General features: G+C 73.6%; 21 protein-coding genes. 10 read left to right on the top strand and 11 right to left on the bottom strand.

Annotated elements, in window-relative coordinates:
* Nucleotides 1–48: 48 nt before the first annotated feature.
* Together ACIA8O_RS30915 and ACIA8O_RS30910 are read right to left on the bottom strand one after the other, a co-directional pair.
* Nucleotides 49–459, bottom strand: a complete 411-nt coding sequence (locus ACIA8O_RS30915) for a nuclear transport factor 2 family protein (RefSeq protein ID WP_396297287.1) — start codon at nucleotides 457–459, stop codon at nucleotides 49–51.
* Nucleotides 460–507: 48 nt separating this feature from the next.
* On the bottom strand, nucleotides 508–1,065 hold the full coding sequence (locus ACIA8O_RS30910) for a hypothetical protein (protein WP_396297286.1): 558 nt from the start codon (nucleotides 1,063–1,065) through the stop codon (nucleotides 508–510).
* 96 nt (nucleotides 1,066–1,161) lie between these two features.
* Here ACIA8O_RS30910 and ACIA8O_RS30905 point away from each other — a divergent pair, with 96 nt between their 5' ends.
* From ACIA8O_RS30905 to ACIA8O_RS30895, 3 genes are all read left to right on the top strand, one after another.
* Nucleotides 1,162–1,407, top strand: a complete 246-nt coding sequence (locus ACIA8O_RS30905) for a hypothetical protein (RefSeq protein ID WP_396297285.1) — start codon at nucleotides 1,162–1,164, stop codon at nucleotides 1,405–1,407.
* Nucleotides 1,408–1,659: 252 nt separating this feature from the next.
* Nucleotides 1,660–2,139 (top strand): hypothetical protein, encoded by a 480-nt coding sequence (locus ACIA8O_RS30900; protein ID WP_396297284.1) that lies wholly within the window; start codon nucleotides 1,660–1,662, stop codon nucleotides 2,137–2,139.
* Between the two features lie 79 nt (nucleotides 2,140–2,218).
* Complete coding sequence (locus ACIA8O_RS30895; protein WP_396297283.1) at nucleotides 2,219–2,407, top strand: hypothetical protein; 189 nt, start codon at nucleotides 2,219–2,221, stop codon at nucleotides 2,405–2,407.
* Nucleotides 2,408–2,435: 28 nt separating this feature from the next.
* Here ACIA8O_RS30895 and ACIA8O_RS30890 read toward each other — a convergent pair whose 3' ends face one another.
* Complete coding sequence (locus ACIA8O_RS30890; protein WP_396297282.1) at nucleotides 2,436–3,152, bottom strand: SDR family oxidoreductase; 717 nt, start codon at nucleotides 3,150–3,152, stop codon at nucleotides 2,436–2,438.
* A 143-nt stretch (nucleotides 3,153–3,295) separates the two neighbouring features.
* On the opposite strand from ACIA8O_RS30890, the gene ACIA8O_RS30885 reads away from it, so the two are divergent.
* From ACIA8O_RS30885 to ACIA8O_RS30875, 3 genes are all read left to right on the top strand, one after another.
* Nucleotides 3,296–4,261: an AraC family transcriptional regulator gene (locus ACIA8O_RS30885; protein WP_396297281.1), complete on the top strand. Its 966-nt coding sequence runs from the start codon at nucleotides 3,296–3,298 to the stop codon at nucleotides 4,259–4,261.
* Nucleotides 4,262–4,317: 56 nt separating this feature from the next.
* Nucleotides 4,318–4,611: a hypothetical protein gene (locus ACIA8O_RS30880; protein ID WP_396297280.1), complete on the top strand. Its 294-nt coding sequence runs from the start codon at nucleotides 4,318–4,320 to the stop codon at nucleotides 4,609–4,611.
* Nucleotides 4,612–4,958: 347 nt separating this feature from the next.
* On the top strand, nucleotides 4,959–5,717 hold the full coding sequence (locus tag ACIA8O_RS30875) for a DUF6193 family natural product biosynthesis protein (RefSeq protein ID WP_396297279.1): 759 nt from the start codon (nucleotides 4,959–4,961) through the stop codon (nucleotides 5,715–5,717).
* 109 nt (nucleotides 5,718–5,826) lie between these two features.
* Here ACIA8O_RS30875 and ACIA8O_RS30870 read toward each other — a convergent pair whose 3' ends face one another.
* Nucleotides 5,827–6,429: a GNAT family N-acetyltransferase gene (locus ACIA8O_RS30870; RefSeq protein WP_396297278.1), complete on the bottom strand. Its 603-nt coding sequence runs from the start codon at nucleotides 6,427–6,429 to the stop codon at nucleotides 5,827–5,829.
* Between the two features lie 76 nt (nucleotides 6,430–6,505).
* Here ACIA8O_RS30870 and ACIA8O_RS30865 point away from each other — a divergent pair, with 76 nt between their 5' ends.
* On the top strand, nucleotides 6,506–7,177 hold the full coding sequence (locus ACIA8O_RS30865; RefSeq protein WP_396297277.1) for a hypothetical protein: 672 nt from the start codon (nucleotides 6,506–6,508) through the stop codon (nucleotides 7,175–7,177).
* A 14-nt stretch (nucleotides 7,178–7,191) separates the two neighbouring features.
* Here the strand turns inward: ACIA8O_RS30865 and ACIA8O_RS30860 are convergent, their stop codons facing one another.
* The 4 genes from ACIA8O_RS30860 to ykgO all read right to left on the bottom strand — a co-directional run bounded on the left by ACIA8O_RS30860 (nucleotide 7,192) and on the right by ykgO (nucleotide 10,433).
* The gene (locus ACIA8O_RS30860; RefSeq protein ID WP_396297276.1) at nucleotides 7,192–7,839 is read right to left on the bottom strand and encodes a class I SAM-dependent methyltransferase; all 648 of its coding nucleotides are present in this window, start codon (nucleotides 7,837–7,839) and stop codon (nucleotides 7,192–7,194) included.
* Nucleotides 7,823–8,902, bottom strand: coding sequence for an NAD(P)-dependent oxidoreductase (locus ACIA8O_RS30855; RefSeq protein ID WP_396297275.1), 1,080 nt, complete (start codon nucleotides 8,900–8,902; stop codon nucleotides 7,823–7,825). Before ACIA8O_RS30855 ends, ACIA8O_RS30860 begins: the two co-directional genes overlap by 17 nt.
* The gene (locus tag ACIA8O_RS30850) at nucleotides 8,899–10,173 is read right to left on the bottom strand and encodes an MFS transporter (RefSeq protein WP_396297274.1); all 1,275 of its coding nucleotides are present in this window, start codon (nucleotides 10,171–10,173) and stop codon (nucleotides 8,899–8,901) included. Before ACIA8O_RS30850 ends, ACIA8O_RS30855 begins: the two co-directional genes overlap by 4 nt.
* Before the next feature lie 137 nt (nucleotides 10,174–10,310).
* Nucleotides 10,311–10,433, bottom strand: a complete 123-nt coding sequence (ykgO, locus tag ACIA8O_RS30845) for a type B 50S ribosomal protein L36 (protein ID WP_396297273.1) — start codon at nucleotides 10,431–10,433, stop codon at nucleotides 10,311–10,313.
* Between the two features lie 201 nt (nucleotides 10,434–10,634).
* Here ykgO and ACIA8O_RS30840 point away from each other — a divergent pair, with 201 nt between their 5' ends.
* Nucleotides 10,635–11,912, top strand: coding sequence for a hypothetical protein (locus tag ACIA8O_RS30840; protein WP_396297272.1), 1,278 nt, complete (start codon nucleotides 10,635–10,637; stop codon nucleotides 11,910–11,912).
* 3 nt (nucleotides 11,913–11,915) lie between these two features.
* Here the strand turns inward: ACIA8O_RS30840 and ACIA8O_RS30835 are convergent, their stop codons facing one another.
* Nucleotides 11,916–13,448: an AMP-binding protein gene (locus ACIA8O_RS30835; RefSeq protein WP_396297271.1), complete on the bottom strand. Its 1,533-nt coding sequence runs from the start codon at nucleotides 13,446–13,448 to the stop codon at nucleotides 11,916–11,918.
* A gap of 103 nt (nucleotides 13,449–13,551) precedes the next feature.
* On the bottom strand, nucleotides 13,552–14,277 hold the full coding sequence (locus tag ACIA8O_RS30830) for a PIG-L deacetylase family protein (protein WP_396297270.1): 726 nt from the start codon (nucleotides 14,275–14,277) through the stop codon (nucleotides 13,552–13,554).
* 219 nt (nucleotides 14,278–14,496) lie between these two features.
* On the opposite strand from ACIA8O_RS30830, the gene ACIA8O_RS30825 reads away from it, so the two are divergent.
* The gene (locus ACIA8O_RS30825) at nucleotides 14,497–15,015 is read left to right on the top strand and encodes a DUF4240 domain-containing protein (RefSeq protein ID WP_396297269.1); all 519 of its coding nucleotides are present in this window, start codon (nucleotides 14,497–14,499) and stop codon (nucleotides 15,013–15,015) included.
* Nucleotides 15,016–15,145: 130 nt separating this feature from the next.
* Complete coding sequence (locus ACIA8O_RS30820; protein ID WP_396297268.1) at nucleotides 15,146–15,874, top strand: DUF6193 family natural product biosynthesis protein; 729 nt, start codon at nucleotides 15,146–15,148, stop codon at nucleotides 15,872–15,874.
* 67 nt (nucleotides 15,875–15,941) lie between these two features.
* On the opposite strand, the gene ACIA8O_RS30815 is transcribed toward ACIA8O_RS30820, so the two are convergent.
* Nucleotides 15,942–17,762: a glycosyl hydrolase family 18 protein gene (locus tag ACIA8O_RS30815; protein WP_396297434.1), complete on the bottom strand. Its 1,821-nt coding sequence runs from the start codon at nucleotides 17,760–17,762 to the stop codon at nucleotides 15,942–15,944.
* Between the last annotated feature and the right edge of the window lie 243 nt (nucleotides 17,763–18,005).

Here is an 18,005-nt window from a genome sequence, read left to right as displayed (position 1 = left end):
CCGGGCCCGCAGGCCGTACCGCGCCGTGTCGCGCTGCGCCGCGCCGGCTCAGACCAGTGAGGGAGCAAAGTAGTCACGGAGGCGGGCGATCCTCCCGTCCCGGAGGCGGAACACCTGCACCAGCGAGACGGTCTCCTCCTCTTCGCCTTCCTCGCCGTCGAAGACGGTGTCGATCTCCGCGATGAAGACGTCCGGGTCGGCGGTGGTGTGGAGCACGTACCCCGACTTCTCCAGGTTCGGCGTCCTCGGGCCGCCCACCGGCCGCGCGTAGTACTCGGCCAGTGCGGCGCGGATCGCCTCCCGGCCCGCCGTCCGCCGGGGGAACGCCGAGCCCGCTGCCAGCAGCGGCGCCTCCAACACCCCGTCCTCGGTGAAGAGTTCGGCCAGGGCGTCGGCGTTGCGCGTCATCGCTCCGGCGTACACGTAGCGCTGAAAGATCTCCTGCGGCGTGGCGGACACCACGGCCTCCTCATCTCGCACCGGCAACTCACCCCCAGCCAACCACACTCAGGACCGCGTCCCCGGCAGCCCCCTCCACAGCGCGACGTGGTCGCCGGGCGCCCCGTCCGGCGCGTACTCGCGGTCGCGCTCCAGGCCGAGCACCGTGCCGTCCGCGAACAGCAGGACGTGCAGCCCGGCCTCGGACGTGAGCCAGACCTCCGCCGAGGCCCGGAACTGGTGCCCGGTCATCCTCAGGGCGGCAAGGACGTCACCCTCCCGGACCACGAGCGTCACCTCCGCCCCGGGCTCGGGGAGCTTGGTCACCACCTCGGCGACACCCCGCCACAACTCCTCGAACGGCACCACGAGTTGCGGGTCGCGCTCCGACATCACCGTCGGCGTCGCCGCCGCCCTCGCGGCCTCCAGCACCGCCGGGCCGAGCTCCGCCAACCGCTCGGGGGCATCCGTCGGCACCGCTCCGAGCAGGCGGAACGGCGTGTCGAAGTGCTCCGACCACCACTCCCCCAGCCCCTCGACCGTCCGCCGCAGCTCGATCTCCTTCTGCAGCGCGACCATCCTGGCCTTCACCGCCACCCGGTCGATCCCGGCCTCCCGCCCTGCCATCCGTCCGTCCTTTCCCGACCGTCCACGGACCGTCATTCTCACCCGGCGCGCCCCCGATCCCTGCCCCCGCCTCCGTCACGCGGGTACTGTGGTCCCATGACGCTGCGTCAACTGGACCCGCTGCTGCTGGACGCCGACCTCGCGGACTGGCTCGAAGCCACCGCCGCCAAGGCCGGCCTCAGCACGGCCGAGTACCTGACCGGTCTGGTCGCCGCCGACCGCCACCACGGCGACGTCCTCGACCGCGCGCACCGCCTCGCCGCCCCGGCCTACCGCTCCTGGGTCGACGACGGCCGCCCGACCGGCGACGGCCTCACCGCCGACGAGGTCTTCGGCCCCTGACCGCCCGCGCGCCCCGTCCCACGGAACCGCGCCCGCAGCGCCCCGTCCTCCGCGACGATCCGGTTCGCCCCCTCCCGGTGACCGCCCGCGCCCCCACCCGGCCCGGTCCGCCACCAGCGGTTCTCCCCCCGTCCCGTCCGCCGTCCGGCCGCGCCGCCCCACCGGGAATTCCAGCCCACGAACCGTCCGCGAACTGCCATGCTGTGCGGGCACCGCCGTCGCACCCACCGCGCGCCCGCCTGAGGAGCCGTCATGTTCCGCAGCTCTGCCCCGCTCCCGCCCCCCGAGCTGCCCGGTTGGCCGGAGCTGCTGCGGGAGTTCGGCTGCCCGGCCGCCGCGCTGGCCCGCCCCCGCCCCACCTGGCTCCGCCTCGCCGGGAGCTCCGGCACCGACGGCACGACCCACCAGCTCGACCTGGACTACTACGAGGACCACACCCTGCTGGTCCGCGTCACCACCCACCGCGTCCCGCCGCCCCTCGCCCCCGACCCCGCCGCCCTCCTCCTCGACTTCCTCCCCACCACCTCCCCTTCCGGTCCCCTCACCCCGGCCACCGGCACCGGCTGGCTCTTCGTCGACGGCAGCGCGGTCGAGGGCCGACGCCTCACCCACCACGACCACGTCCTCACCATCGCCACCATCGCCGCCGAGACGGTGGCCGTCGCCAGCACCGCCGTCCTCCACGACGAGGCCGTCCACCTCACGTTCCACACCCCGCCGCTCCCCGCCTGACCGCGGCCCCGCACGCGTCACCCGACCAGCGGACGCCGACATGCGGGTCGTGGGCGAACCGGGGCTCCATCATGTGCTCATGACGAAGAAGATGCTGCTCGTCGCAGCCCTCACCATCGCCGGGACCTTCCTCGCCGGCGGCACGGCGACCGCCTCGGCCCCGACGACCGTCAGGACCGGAACGGAACACCGGTCCACCGACTTCTGGGCGTTCGTGCCCGTGCAGTTCGTCGAGGAACTGCTCGACGAGTGGACCCCCGTCGGGTAGGAGCTCACCCGACTCGACGGCTGACGCCTCACACCAGCGCCGCACCGCCGTCCACCGCGAGCGTGGTGCCGGTGACGTAGGCGTTGGCCATCGCGAAGAGGTAGGCCGCCGCGGCTTCCTCCGCGGTGCCCACCCGTCGCGTGAGCAGCCCGGACCCGGCGCCCTGCAGGAAGGCCTCCGGGTCCGGGACGCTGCCGTCCCACAGCTCGGTGCGGATCACCCCGGGCTGGACCACGTTGACGCGCAGCGGGGCGAGTTCGACGGCGAGGGCGCGGGTCAGTGCCTCGACACCGCCGGTGATGCCGGCCGCGAGTGCGGTCCCCGGCAGGGGGCGGACGGCCAGGACGCCGGAGCTGAAGGTGATCGATCCGCCCTCGCGCAGCCGTGGTGCGGCGTACTTGGCAGAGAGGAACGCGCCCCAGAAGCGGCGCTCGAAGACCGCCCTGGCCTCCTGCGGGGCGGTGTCCGCCAGAGGCTTGATCAGCAGGGACTCGCCCGCGGTGTAGACGAGGTGGTCCAACTCCCGCACCTGCTCGAAGAACCCGGCGATGGCGTCGCCGTCGGCGACGTCCAGACGGTGCCCTTCGGCCGGCCCGCCCAGGTGCTCCACCGCGGCGTCCACCCGCTCCTGACTGCTGGAGGCGACCACGACCTCCGCACCGGCCGCCACGGCCTGCCGGGCCACCGCGAGGCCGATGCCGGAGGTTCCACCGATGATCACGATCTTCTTGCCGGCCAGGGACACGGGCCCACTCCTTCGTCGATGCGGCGCCGGGATTCGGCCGCCGCCTGGCAACGAACGTAAGCCCCGGCTCCTGAGACGCTGAATGCCTCCGAATCTTGATTCCCTGTCAGATCGTCTCGCCGCAGAGGGACTAGAGTGCCGCCGTGGACATCCTGAGCGACACCCTCGAAGTCCTGCGCACGGGACGCCCGATGGTGACCCGCACCGACGCGCACGCCCCGTGGGCCCTGAGGTTCCGGCCCCTCTCCGGAGCCGGTTTCCACGTGGTCGTCGAGGGCCGCTGCCACCTCCTGCCCCCGCACGGCCGACCGGTCGCACTCGGGCCCGGCGACATCGTCTTCCTCCAGCGCGGCAGCGGACACGTCCTGTGCGACCTGCCGGGCCGCGACCCGGTGGACTTCGTACCGGAGCGCGTGGACCGTTCCTCACCGATCGGCCGGCTCACCGTGGACGGACCGGGGCCGCGCACCGTACTGGTCTGCGGCGCGTACGCGATCGACGTCGACCGCCCGCACCCCCTCTTCGGCGACCTGCCCGAGGTCGTCCACCTCCCCGCCGTCCCCGGCCGCCACCCGGTGCTGCGCTCGGCGGTCGACCAGCTGTGCGCCGAATTCCACGCACCGCAGCCGGGATCGGACGCGGTCGTCACGGCCCTCGTCGACCTGCTCCTCCTGTACATCCTGCGGTCCTGGTACGCCGAACTCCCGCAGGACCGCACCCGCGGCTGGGCCGCCGCCCTCACCGACCCGGCGGTCGCCCCCGCCCTCAAGGCCATCCACGACGACCCCGGCCACCCCTGGACCGTCGAGTCCCTGGGCGCCCGCGCCGGACTGTCCCGCGCGGCGTTCGCCCGCCGCTTCACCTCGGTCGTCGGCGAGCCCCCGCTCACCTACCTGACCACCTGGCGGATGGCCACCGCCGCACGGCTGCTGCAACAGTCCCCGTCCTCCCTCGGCACGATCGCCCAACGCACCGGCTACACCTCGGAGTTCGCCTTCGCCAAGGCCTTCAAACGCCACTTCGGCACCCCACCCGGGGCCTACCGCAAGCAGGCCAGGACCGCGGTCGACGAACGGGGCGCCCACGGGCAGGAGAACCTCCCGTCCTGATGGTCCCCCGCGGGGCCGTGACATCGGCTCACTTTCCATGACAGGAAGCGTGTTTCATGATCCGTCCAGAAGTCACCGCATTCGTCGCCCTGGGCAGACTGCCCGCCGAGGACGACGACCGGCCGGACGAAGTCGTCGAAGCGGCCATCGACCGCGCCGTGGACCTTCTGGAGCGCATCGCTCACCCCGTCACCGATGAAGAGGCGCACGCCCTGGCGGAGTGCTTCGGTGAGGACCTGTGCTTCGGCGTGGCCTGGACTCTCCTGCACACCATCGAAACGGCGCCGCACGCGCGCGAGGACCAGCCCGAGGCCGCGCGACGATGGCGCGAGGGCCTGACGAACGAATAGCCCTCCGGACCAGGGCGTTTCGCCACTAGTGACTACGGCGCCGCCGTCGCCCCTCGGACGTGGACCACTCGGTCGGGTTCGCCCAGGTCGGTGCGGTTGATCCGGCCGCGGCCGCGGTCGGCGCCCTCGGCTGCGAGACGCGCTCGGAGTTCGGGTGGGGCGAACGGTGTCTCGAAGCCTTCGCAGAGGCCTCTTCCGTTGTCGGCGTACTCGTAGCGCTGGGCGTAGACCTTCCCTCGTGAAGCCACACGCAACGGACCAGCGGTCGCACCGGGACGGCCTCGAAAGTGCCTGGCCGGTGCCCGGTCGACCGGAACGGTCGGCGCGCTCGGCGGCATACTGGCGGGATGAGCTTCGGGGCGGAGTCGGGCGAGAACGGCGGGGGCGGCGTGACACTCGGGGAGAGGTTGCTGCGTACGGCGGAACGCCTCGGGGTCGTCCTGCCCGCGCAGGAGACGTGGAGCAGCGCAGCGGAGCGCCTTGGGGTGACCTTCCCCGAGCCGGAGAAGTTCGGTTACGAAGCCGAGTACGCCGACGCGGGGCTCGACCGGCGGGCGACGGTGACTCCGGCCGACGAGGAGCATGGGGCCTACTGGGTGTACCTGCGGAGCGGCCGTCTGCACCTGGCCGACGGGTTCACCGCCGATCCGGCCGAGATGGTCAGGGCGGTGGTGGCCTGGCTCGGCGGAGCGGGGCTGGAGGAGACCAAGGAGCAGGCCCCGTGCATCGAGTACCGCCCTTGGGCTCTCGCGCACGAGCAGGAGCCGCTCGATACGGTCGAGTTGGAGTGGTGCCTCAGGCTCGATCGCTTCCGCAGGTGGCCGATGAACCGGTTCCCGCGCGTGCACGCGCTGTTGGTGGCGGCGTACGCCCAACCGGTGCTCCGCCAGCTGATGCCGGTGACCAGCCACAACAACCTCTGGTTCTCCACCAGCACCAAGCCGAACCGGCGGATCACCGGGGTCGGACCGATGATCTGGCCGCACTACGAGAGGTCCTACGCGGTACGGGACGGGCATGAGGTGCTCGCGCGTTTCGAAACGCCGGAGGAGGCCGTCGCCTTCGTGGTGGCCGGCCTGCCGGAGGGGATCGGGCCCGCAAGTTGACGCGTCGTCCGAGCGGTACCGGCAGCGATCGTGGTCGTCGTCGGGTTCGGCCGCACCCGCACCGGCGCTCCTCATCGCCGGGACACGGCCCAGCCACGCGGCCGCGCCCTCACCGCGCAGCGGCGGCGGCCGGGACGAGGTCGCTGCGGAGGCGGGCGTGCAGGTGGGCGTCGTGGCGGCCGTCGGACTGGAGCCAGGCGCTGCGGCGGGTGCCCTCCAGGGGGAAGGCGGTCTTGGTGGCCACCCGGCAGGAGGCGGTGTTGCCCACGGCGTGGGACAGTTCGAGGCGGTGGAAGCCCGCCGTGCCGAAGGCCCAGTCCGCCATCGCCTCGACGGCGCGCGGGGCGACGCCCCGGCCGCGGGCCTGCGGGGCCACCCAGTAGGCCACCTCGGCGGTGCCGTCGGCGAGTTGGAGGTGCTTGAGGGCGGCCCGGCCGAGCAGGGCGTCACCGTCGACGACGGCCCACTGCGCCTCGGTCTCGGTCGTCCAGCCGCCGCGCCAGTCGGTGATCCACTCCTCGGCCTCGGCCACCGAGTCCGCCCGCCGCACGTGCCAGTGCTGGATCGCCGGGTCCTGGTACGCCGTCACCACGGCCGGGGCGTCGCCGAGTTGCCAGGGGCGGAGCAGCAGGCCGCCGGGGGCCGGCAGGACGGGCTGCGGCCGCGCCGCCAGCGAGCCGGTCGGGACGGTCGGCGTGACGAGAGTGGGCATGCACCGGATCATGCCGCACCGTTCCCCGGCTCCGGACGGCGGGGGCTGTCGGAGGCGTGCGGCAGGATGGCGCCTCATGACGGACCATGTGGACCCCACGGACGGCACGCACGGCACGGACGGAATCACCTGGCTCGCGAAGCCGCGGAGCATCTCCTTCGAGGGCTACAGCGTGACGCTCGGCCGGGGCATCGCGCTCGCCGAACTGGCCGCGCGGGTCGTCGAGTCGGCGGAGCACGAGGCGCTGCGGATGGTGATGCTCGGGGACCTGACGGCCGAGGAGCTGGTGGAGGAGATCGAGGAGGTGAACCGGGACGACACCGGCCTGAGGTTCGGCGAGCACGGGGAGTGGGCCTTCGTCGTCAAGCACGGCAACTGGCCGGGGAAGTTCGGGCTCGATCCGGCACTGTCCGTGGACGGCGCCGAGGTCTTCCTCCTCGAGTACGAGGAGGAGAACGGCAAGCCGGTGCCACCGGAGTTCTGGTACGTCCGGGACGGGCGCACGATGTGCCGGTTCAACCTGCACCTGGACGACTCCTGGGGCCACGGGGAGGTCTCGGGTGACCCTGAAGTCGCCGCACAGGTCCGGGAGTTGCTGGCCGCCGCCGGGCTGCCCGATCACGACCGGCCGCGCCGGGAGGTGCACCGCACCGTCCTGGAGGTGCTGGAGGGGCACTTCGGTCTCTCCCTCCCCCGGGCGCTGGCCCTGAACGCCCCGCTCCCGGCCGTCATCCTGGAGGAAACCTGACCTGACCTGACCGATTACCGCTTGCGGAGCAGGAGTTGGACTCCCCGCGAGCGGTTGCCGTTCATCGTCGCCACCTCGATCGGCCGCTCCTCCAGCACCTCGAAGCCGTCCAGCAGCGCGTGCAGATGGGCGCGGTCGTGGTGGCGGCAGACCGCGCCGTCGTCCGTGGCGAAGACCCCGTACGGGGTCCCGAACTCCTCGGCGTGGGCGGCGTAACGGAGTTGGTTGCGCTCGTCGTCCTGGAGCAGCAGGTCGCTGACGTACAGCAGTCCGCCGGGTGCCAGGACGCGGTGCAGCTCCTCGGTCAACGCCCGCTGGGCGCCCTCGTCCGGCACACAGGTCAGCACCGCGAACAGCAGCACCACGTCGAAGCTCTCGGCGGGCACCGCGAGACCCGGTGGGGCCTCCAGCACGTCGAACCGCAGGTCCGGGCGGGCCCGCCGGCCCCGCTCGACCAGCGCCGACGAGACGTCGACCCCGGACAGGTCGAGGAACCCCTGCTCGCTCAACTCGGCCATCAGACGGCCGTATCCGCACCCGTAGTCCAGGATCCGGGCCGCCGGGCCGACCCCGGCCAGCAGGCCGGGGTCCAGGGGATGGGTGAAGGTCTTCGTGGCTCCGACGCCGTCCCAGTACTCCCTCTGATCACCAAGATCCGTCATGCGGACAGAGCATAGCCGCCGCGAACGCCGCCAGCAGTTGCCGCGAGGCCTCCCGCATCGCGGCGTGCGTCATCCCCGCCGCGTGCGGCGAGAGCGTGCAGTACGGGTTCCCGGCGAGCACCGAGCCGTAGCCGACCGTGCCCTCCCGTTCGAAGACGTCGACACCGGCCGCGGCCAACCCCGCCGACGGGTCGCGCAGGACCCGGTCCAGGGCCGCCTCGTCCACCACGCTCGCCCGCGCCGTGTTCACCAGCACCGACCCCGGGCGCATCAGGCGCAGCTCCGCCTCCCCGATCAGCCCCGCCGTCTCCTCCGTGGCCGGGACGTGTACCGAGACCACCTCACACTCCGTCAGCAGCTCCGCCAGCGAGCCGGTCCGCCGCCCCGGCCACCCCGCCGCCCGTCCGGGCGTGAAGCGGGGTGAGCCGTGCACCAGGACCTCGGCCCCGAAGGCCGCCGCCAGCGAGGCCACCCGCCGGGCGACGGCACCGGTGCCGACCAGGCCGAACCGTGCGCCCGCGAGCCCGGCCACCGGGAGGCCGGCCACCGCGCCCGCCCAGTCGCCGCCGTGCAGAGCGGCCGAACGGCGCGAGACACCGCGCAGGGCGTCCAGGGCGAGTGCGAGGGTGAGTTCGGCGACGGCGGCGGCGTTGGCGCCCGGGGTGGTCAGCAGGGTGACCCCCGACTCCCGGGCGGCCACCGGGTCGAAGGTCTCGGAGCCGCTGGCCGCCCGGCCGGCCACGGCCAGCCGCCGGGTCAGCCCGGGCGCGGTGGCGCGGGCCAGGACCGCCCGGGTGAGCGGGATGCCGGCCCGGCACTTGAGGGCCTGGTGGCCCCGGCCGCCGTCCTCCAGGTGGGTGGCGAGCTGCTCGGCGTCGAAGCCGTCGAAGTCGACGACGGGCCAGCGGGCGGCGATCCGCTCGCGCAGGGCGGGGTCGGTGACGCGGCGCAGGTTGACGGTCGGCCGCAGGCCCATCGCCTCGAAGGCCGCCAGTTCGGCCAGTGCCTCCTCGGGCGGTGCGGTGTCCACCACCAGGACGCGCCCGGGGGCCGGGTCGCTCACCGCTTCCTCGCGGAGAGGGCGACGGCGGGCAGGACCGCCAGGGAGAGCACGCCGCCGGTGAGGGCGAGCGCGGGGTAGCCGGCGGCGGAGACCATCAGGCCGGAGGTGATGCCGCCGGTCGCGCCGGCCAGGGCGATGGTGACGTCCACCATGCCCTGGGTGCGGGCCCGGGTGGCGAGCGGGACGGTGTCGGTGATGATCGCGGTGCCGGTGACCAGGCCGAAGTTCCAGCCGATCCCGAGCAGGGCCAGGGCCAGCGCGAGCAGGCCGACCGAGTCGGCGGGGGCGGTGGCGGCGATCAGCCCGGCGGCCAGCAGGGTGGCGCCCGAGGCGAGGGCCAGCGGCATCCGCCCGTAGCGGTCCACCAGCCAGCCGGTCAGCGGGGAGGGCAGGTACATCGCGCCGATGTGCACCGCGATGACCAGGCCGGAGGCGGCGGTGCCGTGGCCGTGGTCGTGCATGTGCACGGGTGTCATCGTCATGACGGCGACCATCACCAGCTGGGTCACCACCATCACCAGCACGCCGAGCATCAGGCCGCCGGAGCCCGGCACCTCCTCGTCCGCCGCCTGCGCACGCCCCGGCCCCGAGGCACCGTCGGCCGGCTGTCGGGCCGCCAACTCCCGTGCCAGCAGCAGCGGGTCGGGCTTCAGGAAGAGTGCCAGCACGCAGGCCGCCAGCGCGTACGCGGTGCCCGAGAGCAGGAACGGCCCGGCCAGCGCGGGGATGCCGATCGACTCGGCGAACCGCCCGGTGGGCGCGGCCAGGTTGGGCCCGGCCACCCCGCCGAGGGTGGTGGCGACCAGCACGGTGGAGACGGCCCGGGCACGGCGGTCCGGGGCCGCCAGGTCGGCCCCGGCGTAGCGGGCCTGGAGGTTGGTGGCGGTGCCGGCGCCGTAGACGAAGAGCGCGAGGAAGAGCAGGACCGGCTGGTCGAGGACGGCGGCGGCGATCACCCCGGCCGAACCGATCGCGCCGACCAGGTAGCCCCCGGCCAGGCCCGGACGGCGGCCCCCGGTCTGCGAGATCCGGCCGACCGCCACGGCGGTGAGCGCGGACCCGGCGGTGAAGAGGGCGCTGGGCAGTCCGGCCAGGCCGGTGGAGCCCAGCATCTGCTGGGCCAGCAGCGCGCCGACCGTGATCCCGGCGGCCAGGCCGGCACCGCTGAGGATCTGCGAGGCGACCAGGACCCGCAGGACGCGGCGCTGCGCGGCGGCCTGGTCGGGTATCGGGGCGGCGGAGCCGGGTCCGGCGGTGGCGGAGCTGGTCATGGTTCTCCGTGACGGTGGTCGGGGCGCCCGTCCGGGCGCGAACACGTGCACCGCCGATCGTGCCAGCCCCGCGCGCCGCCGCACCCACCGAGGGTCCTCGTGGCGCGAAGTGACCGCCCGTCACCGCCGGAGGGCGGTCAGCCCTGGCGGGCCTTGGAGCGGGGGTCCTTCCGGTTGATCACGTAGACCTTGCCGCGGCGGCGCACGATCTGGGCACCGGGCTTGTTCTTCAACGACCGCAGCGAATTGCGTACCTTCATGCGAATCCCTCCAAGGGGTCGTGGCCCGCCGGTGCGGGTCGTGGGTCCCAACCACGGGACCCTGGTGGTTCATTCCACCGACCTAACGGCTTCTTGCCACCACAAGCATGAGAACCGAGGAGACCGGATCAGACCCGGCGGGGCAGGGTAGGACGAAAATCCGTCGACGGCCGGGCGCCGCCTCGGGCAGGATCCGCGCTGATGAGCGAGACGGAAACGGAAGCGGACGACGCACGGCGGTACGCGCGGCCCGACACCCTGGAGGGCATGCTCCAGCGTGGCCGGGGCATGGGCGCGATCCTGGCGGCCCGGGACCCGGCGGGGGCCGCGGAGCCGGTCCGCCGGTGCCTCCGGCAGGACTGGCGGTGGGACTCCGTCGACGAGCGGAGCGTGTACCTGGCGCGGCTGGTCAGGGACCTGGAGCTGCCGCTGGAGCCGGTGGTCGAACTGCTGGCGGAGGACCGGGAGAGCTGTGAACGGGCCACCGGTGTGCTGGAGTTGCTCGCGGTGTCCGGTTCGGCGCAGGCCCGGGAGGCGCTGCGCGACCACGTCCGGACCGGGCCGCACTGGCTGGACGTCCTGGAGTCGGTGGCGGACCGCTGGCCCCCCGCGTGGTGGCGCGACCTGGCCGGGGTCGCGCGGGCGAGGCTCGACGGCGACGAGCAGCTGTCGGCGGACGAGGAGGCGCGGGGGACCCTGGACTCGCTCTTCTCGCCTGACGGCCCGCCACCTCCCCACCCCTCGCGCCGCCTGAGCCGGGTCGAGCTGACGCCCCCGAGCCCGCGCCTGCTGGCCCTGCTCGCCGACCCCGGTGCGCCCGAAGGCGCGAAGGGCCCTGCCCTCCGGCTGCTCGCCGGCCGCGCCCCGGAACCGGACCTGCTCCCCCTGGTACCCACGCTCGGCAGCAGCTACGGCTCCTTCCCGGCCCCGTTCCTGGCCGCCGCGGTCCGCCGCTGCGGCGCCCTCGCGCTGCCCGCGGCCCGGACCTGGGTGGCGGACGACCGGAGCTGGCTCGCCTGGATCGGGCTGGAGGTGCTGGCCGAACACGGCGAGGACGTCGACCTCCCGGTCCTGTCCGCGCACCTCACCGACGAGTACCGGCGGCGCGGTTGGTGCGGCCCCAAGATGATCGCGGCCGGACTGGCCCGCTTCGGCCCCGCCGCGGCCGAGGCCGTGCCGGTGCTGCGCCGGTACTACGTGCACACCCCGCACTCCTACGAGCGGGCCGCCTTTCTGGAAGCCCTGGCCGCGATCGACCCCGAGGGGCTGGAGGCGGCGTACACCGAGGGGCTCTGGGACTGCGAGGCGGACGTCCGCCTGCTGGCCGTCGCCGGCGCGCCCGACCTGCCGCACGTACGCGACCGGCTGGAGCTGCTCCGTGACGACCCGTTGGAGACCCCGGAGGTCCGCCGCGCCGCGGCGGCACGGCTCGACCGGCCCGGGCTCCCCGGGACGCGCCGGGAAGCCGCGGGCGCGTGACGGTCAGCGGGAGAGGACGGCCCGCAGGTGCTTCTTGTCGGGCTTGCCGACCGGGGTGAGCGGGATCTCGGGGACCAGGTGGACGGCCTCCGGTGCGTAGATGCGTCCCTTGTGGGTGGTGACGAAGGCGCGCAGCTCGTCGAGGTCGGGCCGCTGCCCCGGGGCGGGGACGACGACGGCGTGGACGTGTTCGACCTGGTGGGCGTCGCGGAGGCCGACCACGGCGGCCTGGGCGACGGAGGGATGGGTGATCAGCAGGTCCTCGACCTCGGAGGGGTGGACGTGGCCCCCGACGACGATGATCTTGTCCGAGTGACGGCCGGTCAGGTAGAGGTAGCCGTCCCGGTCGAGGTAGCCGATGTCTCCGGTGTGCAGCCAACCGTCGCGCAGCACCTCGGCGGTGAGGTCGGGCCGCTTCCAGTACCCGGCCATCAGGCCGTAGGAGCGCACGTGGATCTCGCCGACCGCCTCGGGCGGCAGCTCCGCGCCGGTCTCGTCGCGGACCACCACCTGCACCCCCGGCAGCGGGCGGCCGACCGGGATCCGGCCGTCGGGTCCGGCCCGGTCGTGGTCCCGGGGTTCGAGGACGGCGATGTTCATCGCCTCCGACATCCCGTAGCCGCTGGTCAGGATCGGCCCGAACACCTCCAGGGCCTCGCGCACCCGGGTCGGCGAGGCGACGCTGCCGCCGTAGCCGATGAAGTGCAGGCTGGAGAGGTCGGTACGGCCGATCGCCGGGTGGTCCAGCAGGCGGTGCAGCAGCGGCGGCAGGACCCAGAGGTCGGTGATGCGCTCGCGTTCGACGGCGGCCAGCACCTCGCCGGGGTCGAAGGAGCGCTGCAGGATCACCTCCCCGCCGTGGTGGAGCGTCAGGTCGCTCAGCACGCCCGCGAGGTGGGCGAGCGAGGTGGCGGCGAGGAAGCGGGTGCGCCGGTCGGCGGAGCCGAACGGGACGTCGAAGGCCCGGCGGTAGGGGCCGTGCAGGCTGAGGATGCCCTTGGGGACGCCGGTGGTGCCGCCGGTGTGCCGGATGCCCAGGTGGTCCTCCGGGCCGACCCGCGGCGCCGGGGCCCCGGCGGGCCGCCCGGCCGAGGCCGCGATCACGTCCTCGCCGATCTCCCCCGCGCCCGGCCCCAGGGTCAGGACGGTCGGCACGTCGGCCAGGGCGAGCAACTCCGGTGCGTCTGCGTACCGTTCGGCGTCCACCAGGAGGACGGCAGTGTCGACGCTGGTGACGATCTCGGCGAGCACCTCCGCGCTCATCCCGTCGTACAGGTTGACCACCCGCGCGCCCGCGATCCCGGCCGCGTGCCGGGCGCTGAGCGCCTCGGGGGTGTTGCCGGTGAGCAGGGACACGGTCGTGCCGCGGCCGACGCCCCGGGCGATCAGCTCGTGGGCCAGCCGGTGGGTCGCGGCGACGTACTCGCCGGCGGTGATCCTGCCGCCGTCCGCGGTGGTGAGCGCCACCCGGTCCGGCTCCCGGGAGAGGGACCGGAGGATCAGGGCGGGCGCGCTGACGAACTCCGGTTCGCTCATGGCCGGTTCCCTCCTGCTGCCGTTGGTTGGTGTCCGAATCGACAGCCTAGACGAGCGCTCCGGCGGCCGTACGGGGTTTCCCGCCACCGCCCCTGACACCGCGTCACCCCCTGCCGGGGCCCACCTCGTGGCGGACGTACCACTCGGTGCCGGTCAGCGCCTCCCGCTCGGCGGCGCTCATCGCGGCCAGCCGGCCGGGCAGGGCGCCGCGCTCCACCTCACTGCGGTGGGCGAAGACCGCGCAGAGCTTGGTCCGCAACCACGGCCGGACGTCCACCGCCTCCCCGACCAGCTCGTCCGGCATCGCGTACCGGACCCGGCCCGGCTTGAGCAGCCGCCGCCCCAACTCCCTTGCCACGGACTCCGGGTGGGTGGCGGCGTACACCGCCGCAGGCCGCCAGGCGGGCCCCGCCTCGGGGTACAGCAGCCCCAGGCCGGCGGCCTCGGCGGCGAGCAGGGTGACCCGGTGGGTCTGCCGGTGGTCCGGATGCCCGCTGAGACCGCCGTACGCGTCGTGGGTGAGCAGCACCTCTGGCCGGAACTCGCGGATGTGCGCCACCAGCCGCCCGACCGCCTCGTCCAGCGGCACGTCGCACCAGCGGGCCGCCCCCGGCGCCGACTCCGCCACCTTGGCGTCGGCGTACCCGAGCAGCCGGGGCTTCCCGGCCCCCAGGATGCCGACCGCCTCCGCCAGCTCCGCCGCGCGGCCGGTGCCCTCCGCCCAGGTCGCGGTGACCACCGCCGTCCGCGCCCCGGCGGCGGCCCGGGCAGCCAGGACACCGCCGGCCCCGAGGGACTCGTCGTCCGGGTGCGCGAATACCGCAAGCACGCTGCCCGCCACCTCGAGCTCCACAAGTCCCCCTGGTGTCACGGTGGTTCACCACGTCCCCACACCCACGGACCACCGATCCTGCCACCGGCCACCCTCCCCCGGAAGCCCCGCGCCCGCCCGTCACCCGATGGTGTGCCACTGCCGCCCGTCCGGGCTGTCGGCGCGCCGTGCCAGACTCCCGCCCCGACAGTGCGTCCCCGACCGAAGCGTGCAGCCATGAACCCCACCCCCGAGCAGTACCGCCCCGCCATGTCCTGGGACCGCTTCTGGGAACTGGTCCGACGCCTCGGCGTGGCCGAGGACGGCACGGTCGCCTGCGCCGCCCTCGACGAGGCCTGCGAGGAGCTCACCGCCGCGCTGGCCGAGGAGCCGGTCGAGCAGATCCTCGGCTTCGGCGAACGCCTCGCGGAGGCCCTGTACACCCTCGACCGGAAGGAGTTCTGCGCCCTCCCGGTCCTCGGCCCGACCGAACCGGACGGCTCCCCCTTCCCCCGGTCCGCCGACGGCTTCCTCTACTCCCGCGCCGCCGTCGTCGCCGCCGGCCGCCGCACCTACGAGAGCGTCCTCGGCCGCCCCGAACGCTTCGCCCCCTTCACCGGCCTGCACGCCGAGCCCCTCCTCTACGTCCACGAGGAGGCCTACGAACGGGCCACCGGCGAGCAGTGGGACCACCTCACCTTCCACGACTACGAGACCGGCTCCAACGAATCCGGCCGGCCCGGGCCGGACTCCTGACGCACCGTCCGACGGGGCCCCAGGCGGCGGCACCTGCACGGCCTCGCTGATCGACGCGGGCTCCGCCATGCTTTCCGTCCGTGCTCCGGGCCACTAGGGTTTCCCCGCCCACCCATGATCGGAGTCAACGGTGCCGCCTGAGCCGAACCCGGCCGTGCTCTACCCCGACGTGGCCGCGTACGGGAGTCTCGCGGCGGCGCTGCGCGCTCTGGCGGACGCCGACGGCACGGTGCTCGACCTGACGGCCAGTTCGGTGGACCCGCTGCGCCAGGCCTCTGCGACCGGCGTGCACGCGCACCGCAAGTCGCTGGCCGTCTCCGCGCACCCCACCGAACGGCGGTGGAGCGTCACGGCGTTCGGGAACAACGGGCTGCTGCTCTCCGGGAGCACGGACGACCTCGGCCACCTGCCGCCCGTGATCGAGGCCTGGGTCTCCGGGGCCCCGCTGGAGGCGGTCGCGGAGAGCGCGCGGTTCGACGTGCTGAGCGGACGTCCGGAGGTCGTGGACGGCACGGCCGCCGACGTGATCGCCGCGGAGTGGGCGTGGATCCTCCGGCAGGCCCGGGACGCCGACTGGCCCGAGCACCTGGCACTGGTCGAGGCCGCCCACGCCGAGCCGCGGTTGCGGGAGCTCTACCCCTTCACCAGCCACTGGGCCCTGAGCTTCGCCGCCGGACCCGACGCCCCGCCGGACGCCCCGCCCTTCCTCTCCCTCCAGGCTCCGCACGGTACGCCGCCCTACACGGTCAGGGAGTCCTGGAACGGGCCGGTCCTCGCCCGGGTCGACGGCCCGGCCGCGGCGGTCGCCTTCGCCGTGGCCCGCCTCCCCGGGTGGCGGACCCTCGTCTCCCTGCTCTGAAAGCGCGGGAAAGCCCGACGGCCCGCCGGTCACGAGGACCGACGGGCCGCCTTGGGGCCTACCGTGCTTACTTCAGGCCGGTGTTGATGGCGCTGACCAGCTCACCGTTGCTGGTGTCGCCGCTGAACTCCCAGAAGAAGGCGCCCTTCAGGCCCTGCGACTTCGTCCAGGCCATCTTGGAGTTGATGGTGGCGGGGGTGTCGTAGCTCCACCAGTTGGTGCCGCAGTGGGCGTAGGCGGTGCCGGCGACCGTGCCGTTGGCGGGGCAGGTGTTCTTCAGGACCTTGTAGTCCTCGATGCCCTGCTCGTAGGTGCCGGTGGCGGGGCCGGTGGCGGTGCCGCCCGGGGCGGACTGGGTGACGCCGGTCCAGCCGCGGCCGTAGAAGCCGATGCCGAGCAGCAGCTTGCTGGCCGGGACGCCGATCGACTTGTACTTGGCGATGGCCTCGGCCGAGCTGAAGCCGGCCTTCGGGATGCCGTCGTACGAGGTGAGCGGGGAGTGCGGGGCGGTCGGGCCCTTGGCGTTCCACGCACCGAAGAAGTCGTACGTCATGACGTTGAACCAGTTCATGTACTGGGCGCCGCCGGCGTAGTCGGCCTTGTCGATGTTGCCGCCGGTGGAGGCGTCGGCGGTGACGGCCGCGGTGATGAGGTCGTTGCCGAACTCGGCGCGCATCGCCTGCATCATCTTCTTGAAGGAGTCGGCGCCGCTGGTGTCACAGGACAGGCCGCAGGCGTTCGGGTACTCCCAGTCCAGGTCGATGCCGTCGAAGACGTCGGCCCAGCGCGGGTCCTCGACCAGGTCGTGGCAGGACTTGGCGAAGGCGGCCGGGTTCTGCATCGCCTGGCCGAAGCCGCCGGACCAGGTCCAGCCGCCGAAGGACCAGATCACCTTGATGTGCGGGTACAGCTGCTTGAGCTTGCGCAGCTGGTTGAAGTTGCCGCGCAGCGGCTGGTCCCAGGTGTCGGCCTTGCCGTCCACCGCGAGGTCGGCGGTGTAGGCGCGGTCGTAGTCGGCGTAGGCGTCGCCGATGGTGCACTTGCCGCCCTGGACGTTGCCGAAGGCGTAGTTGATGTGGGTGATCTTGGCGGCGGAGCCGGAGGTCACCAGGTTCTTCACGTGGTAGTTGCGGCCGTAGACGCCCCAGTTGGTGAAGTAGCCGAGCTTGACCTTGTCGCCCGGGTCGATCACGGTGCCGGAGGTCTTGATCGCACCCGCGGCGCTGGCCGGGCCGGTCAGGTCCTCGGTGTCGCGGGCGACCACGGTGTAGGTGTACGTCGTACCGGCCGTCAGGCCGCTGTCGGCGTAGGTGAGTCCGGTGACGGTGGCGATCTTCACGCCGTCGCGGAAGAGGTCGTAGTTCTTGACCCCCGCGTCGTCGGTGGCGGCGCCCCAGGAGACCTTGAGCGAGGTCTCCAGGATGTCGGAGCCGGTGGGGGTGCCGGGCGCGGTGGGCGCCTTGTTGCCACCGGGGATCTCGGTGCCGTCGCAGGAGCCGCCGTTGAGCTTGCAGCCGCTGGGGTTGCCGGGGCCGACGCCGTTGAAGCCGAAGGTGGCGGTGGCGCCGGGGGCCAGGGTGCCGTTCCAGCCCTTGTCCTTGGCGGTCCAGTGGGTGCCGGTGTTGGTGACGGTGGCGTCCCAGGCGGAGCCGACGCTGGTGCCGGCGGGGAAGTCCCACTCGACGGTCCAGGAGGTGAGCGTGGTGGTACCGGTGTTCTTGATGGTCCACGAGCCGCCGAAGCCGCTGCCCCAGTCGGAGCCCTTGGTGAAGGTGGCCGTGGCCGAGGTGGCCGCCTGGGCCGGGGTGGACAGGCCGACGACGGCGGCCAACGGAAGCACCAGCGCGGTCAGGCCGGCTGCTGCCGCCCTGAACCTGCTCCTGGGCATGGTGGTTCGAGTGCTCAACGGGGCTCCTCGACGTGGGGGAACGGACGAAAGGTGGGGAGTCCGGGCAGACCGCACGGCCGTCGCGGCTGCTCCGCCGACCTTAGAAAGGTCCGTACCAACTCGTCAATAGGTCCAGACCACTTGGGCTTTACTCCGTTTTTGCCTCGCCCTCCGGCGCCCCGCTCCGCCTGACGGCCCGGCAGCACGGGCCTCCCCCGGGCCCGTTCCGGAATTCCGGGATCG

The sequence above is a fragment of the Kitasatospora sp. NPDC051853 genome (assembly GCF_044452665.1).
Classification (GTDB): domain Bacteria; phylum Actinomycetota; class Actinomycetes; order Streptomycetales; family Streptomycetaceae; genus Kitasatospora.
This window is presented reverse-complemented; position numbering and strand designations above follow the sequence as displayed.

Coding starts and splice junctions, on each gene's coding strand:
- ACIA8O_RS30910 (WP_396297286.1), bottom strand. CDS start 1,065: ATGGCAGGGCGGGAGGCCGGGATCGACCGGGTGGCGGTGAAGGCCAGG.
- ACIA8O_RS30905 (WP_396297285.1), top strand. CDS start 1,162: ATGACGCTGCGTCAACTGGACCCGCTGCTGCTGGACGCCGACCTCGCG.
- ACIA8O_RS30900 (WP_396297284.1), top strand. CDS start 1,660: ATGTTCCGCAGCTCTGCCCCGCTCCCGCCCCCCGAGCTGCCCGGTTGG.
- ACIA8O_RS30895 (WP_396297283.1), top strand. CDS start 2,219: ATGACGAAGAAGATGCTGCTCGTCGCAGCCCTCACCATCGCCGGGACC.
- ACIA8O_RS30880 (WP_396297280.1), top strand. CDS start 4,318: ATGATCCGTCCAGAAGTCACCGCATTCGTCGCCCTGGGCAGACTGCCC.
- ACIA8O_RS30875 (WP_396297279.1), top strand. CDS start 4,959: ATGAGCTTCGGGGCGGAGTCGGGCGAGAACGGCGGGGGCGGCGTGACA.
- ACIA8O_RS30870 (WP_396297278.1), bottom strand. CDS start 6,429: ATGCCCACTCTCGTCACGCCGACCGTCCCGACCGGCTCGCTGGCGGCG.
- ACIA8O_RS30865 (WP_396297277.1), top strand. CDS start 6,506: ATGACGGACCATGTGGACCCCACGGACGGCACGCACGGCACGGACGGA.
- ACIA8O_RS30860 (WP_396297276.1), bottom strand. CDS start 7,839: ATGACGGATCTTGGTGATCAGAGGGAGTACTGGGACGGCGTCGGAGCC.
- ACIA8O_RS30850 (WP_396297274.1), bottom strand. CDS start 10,173: ATGACCAGCTCCGCCACCGCCGGACCCGGCTCCGCCGCCCCGATACCC.
- ykgO (WP_396297273.1), bottom strand. CDS start 10,433: ATGAAGGTACGCAATTCGCTGCGGTCGTTGAAGAACAAGCCCGGTGCC.
- ACIA8O_RS30840 (WP_396297272.1), top strand. CDS start 10,635: ATGAGCGAGACGGAAACGGAAGCGGACGACGCACGGCGGTACGCGCGG.
- ACIA8O_RS30835 (WP_396297271.1), bottom strand. CDS start 13,448: ATGAGCGAACCGGAGTTCGTCAGCGCGCCCGCCCTGATCCTCCGGTCC.
- ACIA8O_RS30825 (WP_396297269.1), top strand. CDS start 14,497: ATGAACCCCACCCCCGAGCAGTACCGCCCCGCCATGTCCTGGGACCGC.
- ACIA8O_RS30815 (WP_396297434.1), bottom strand. CDS start 17,762: ATGCCCAGGAGCAGGTTCAGGGCGGCAGCAGCCGGCCTGACCGCGCTG.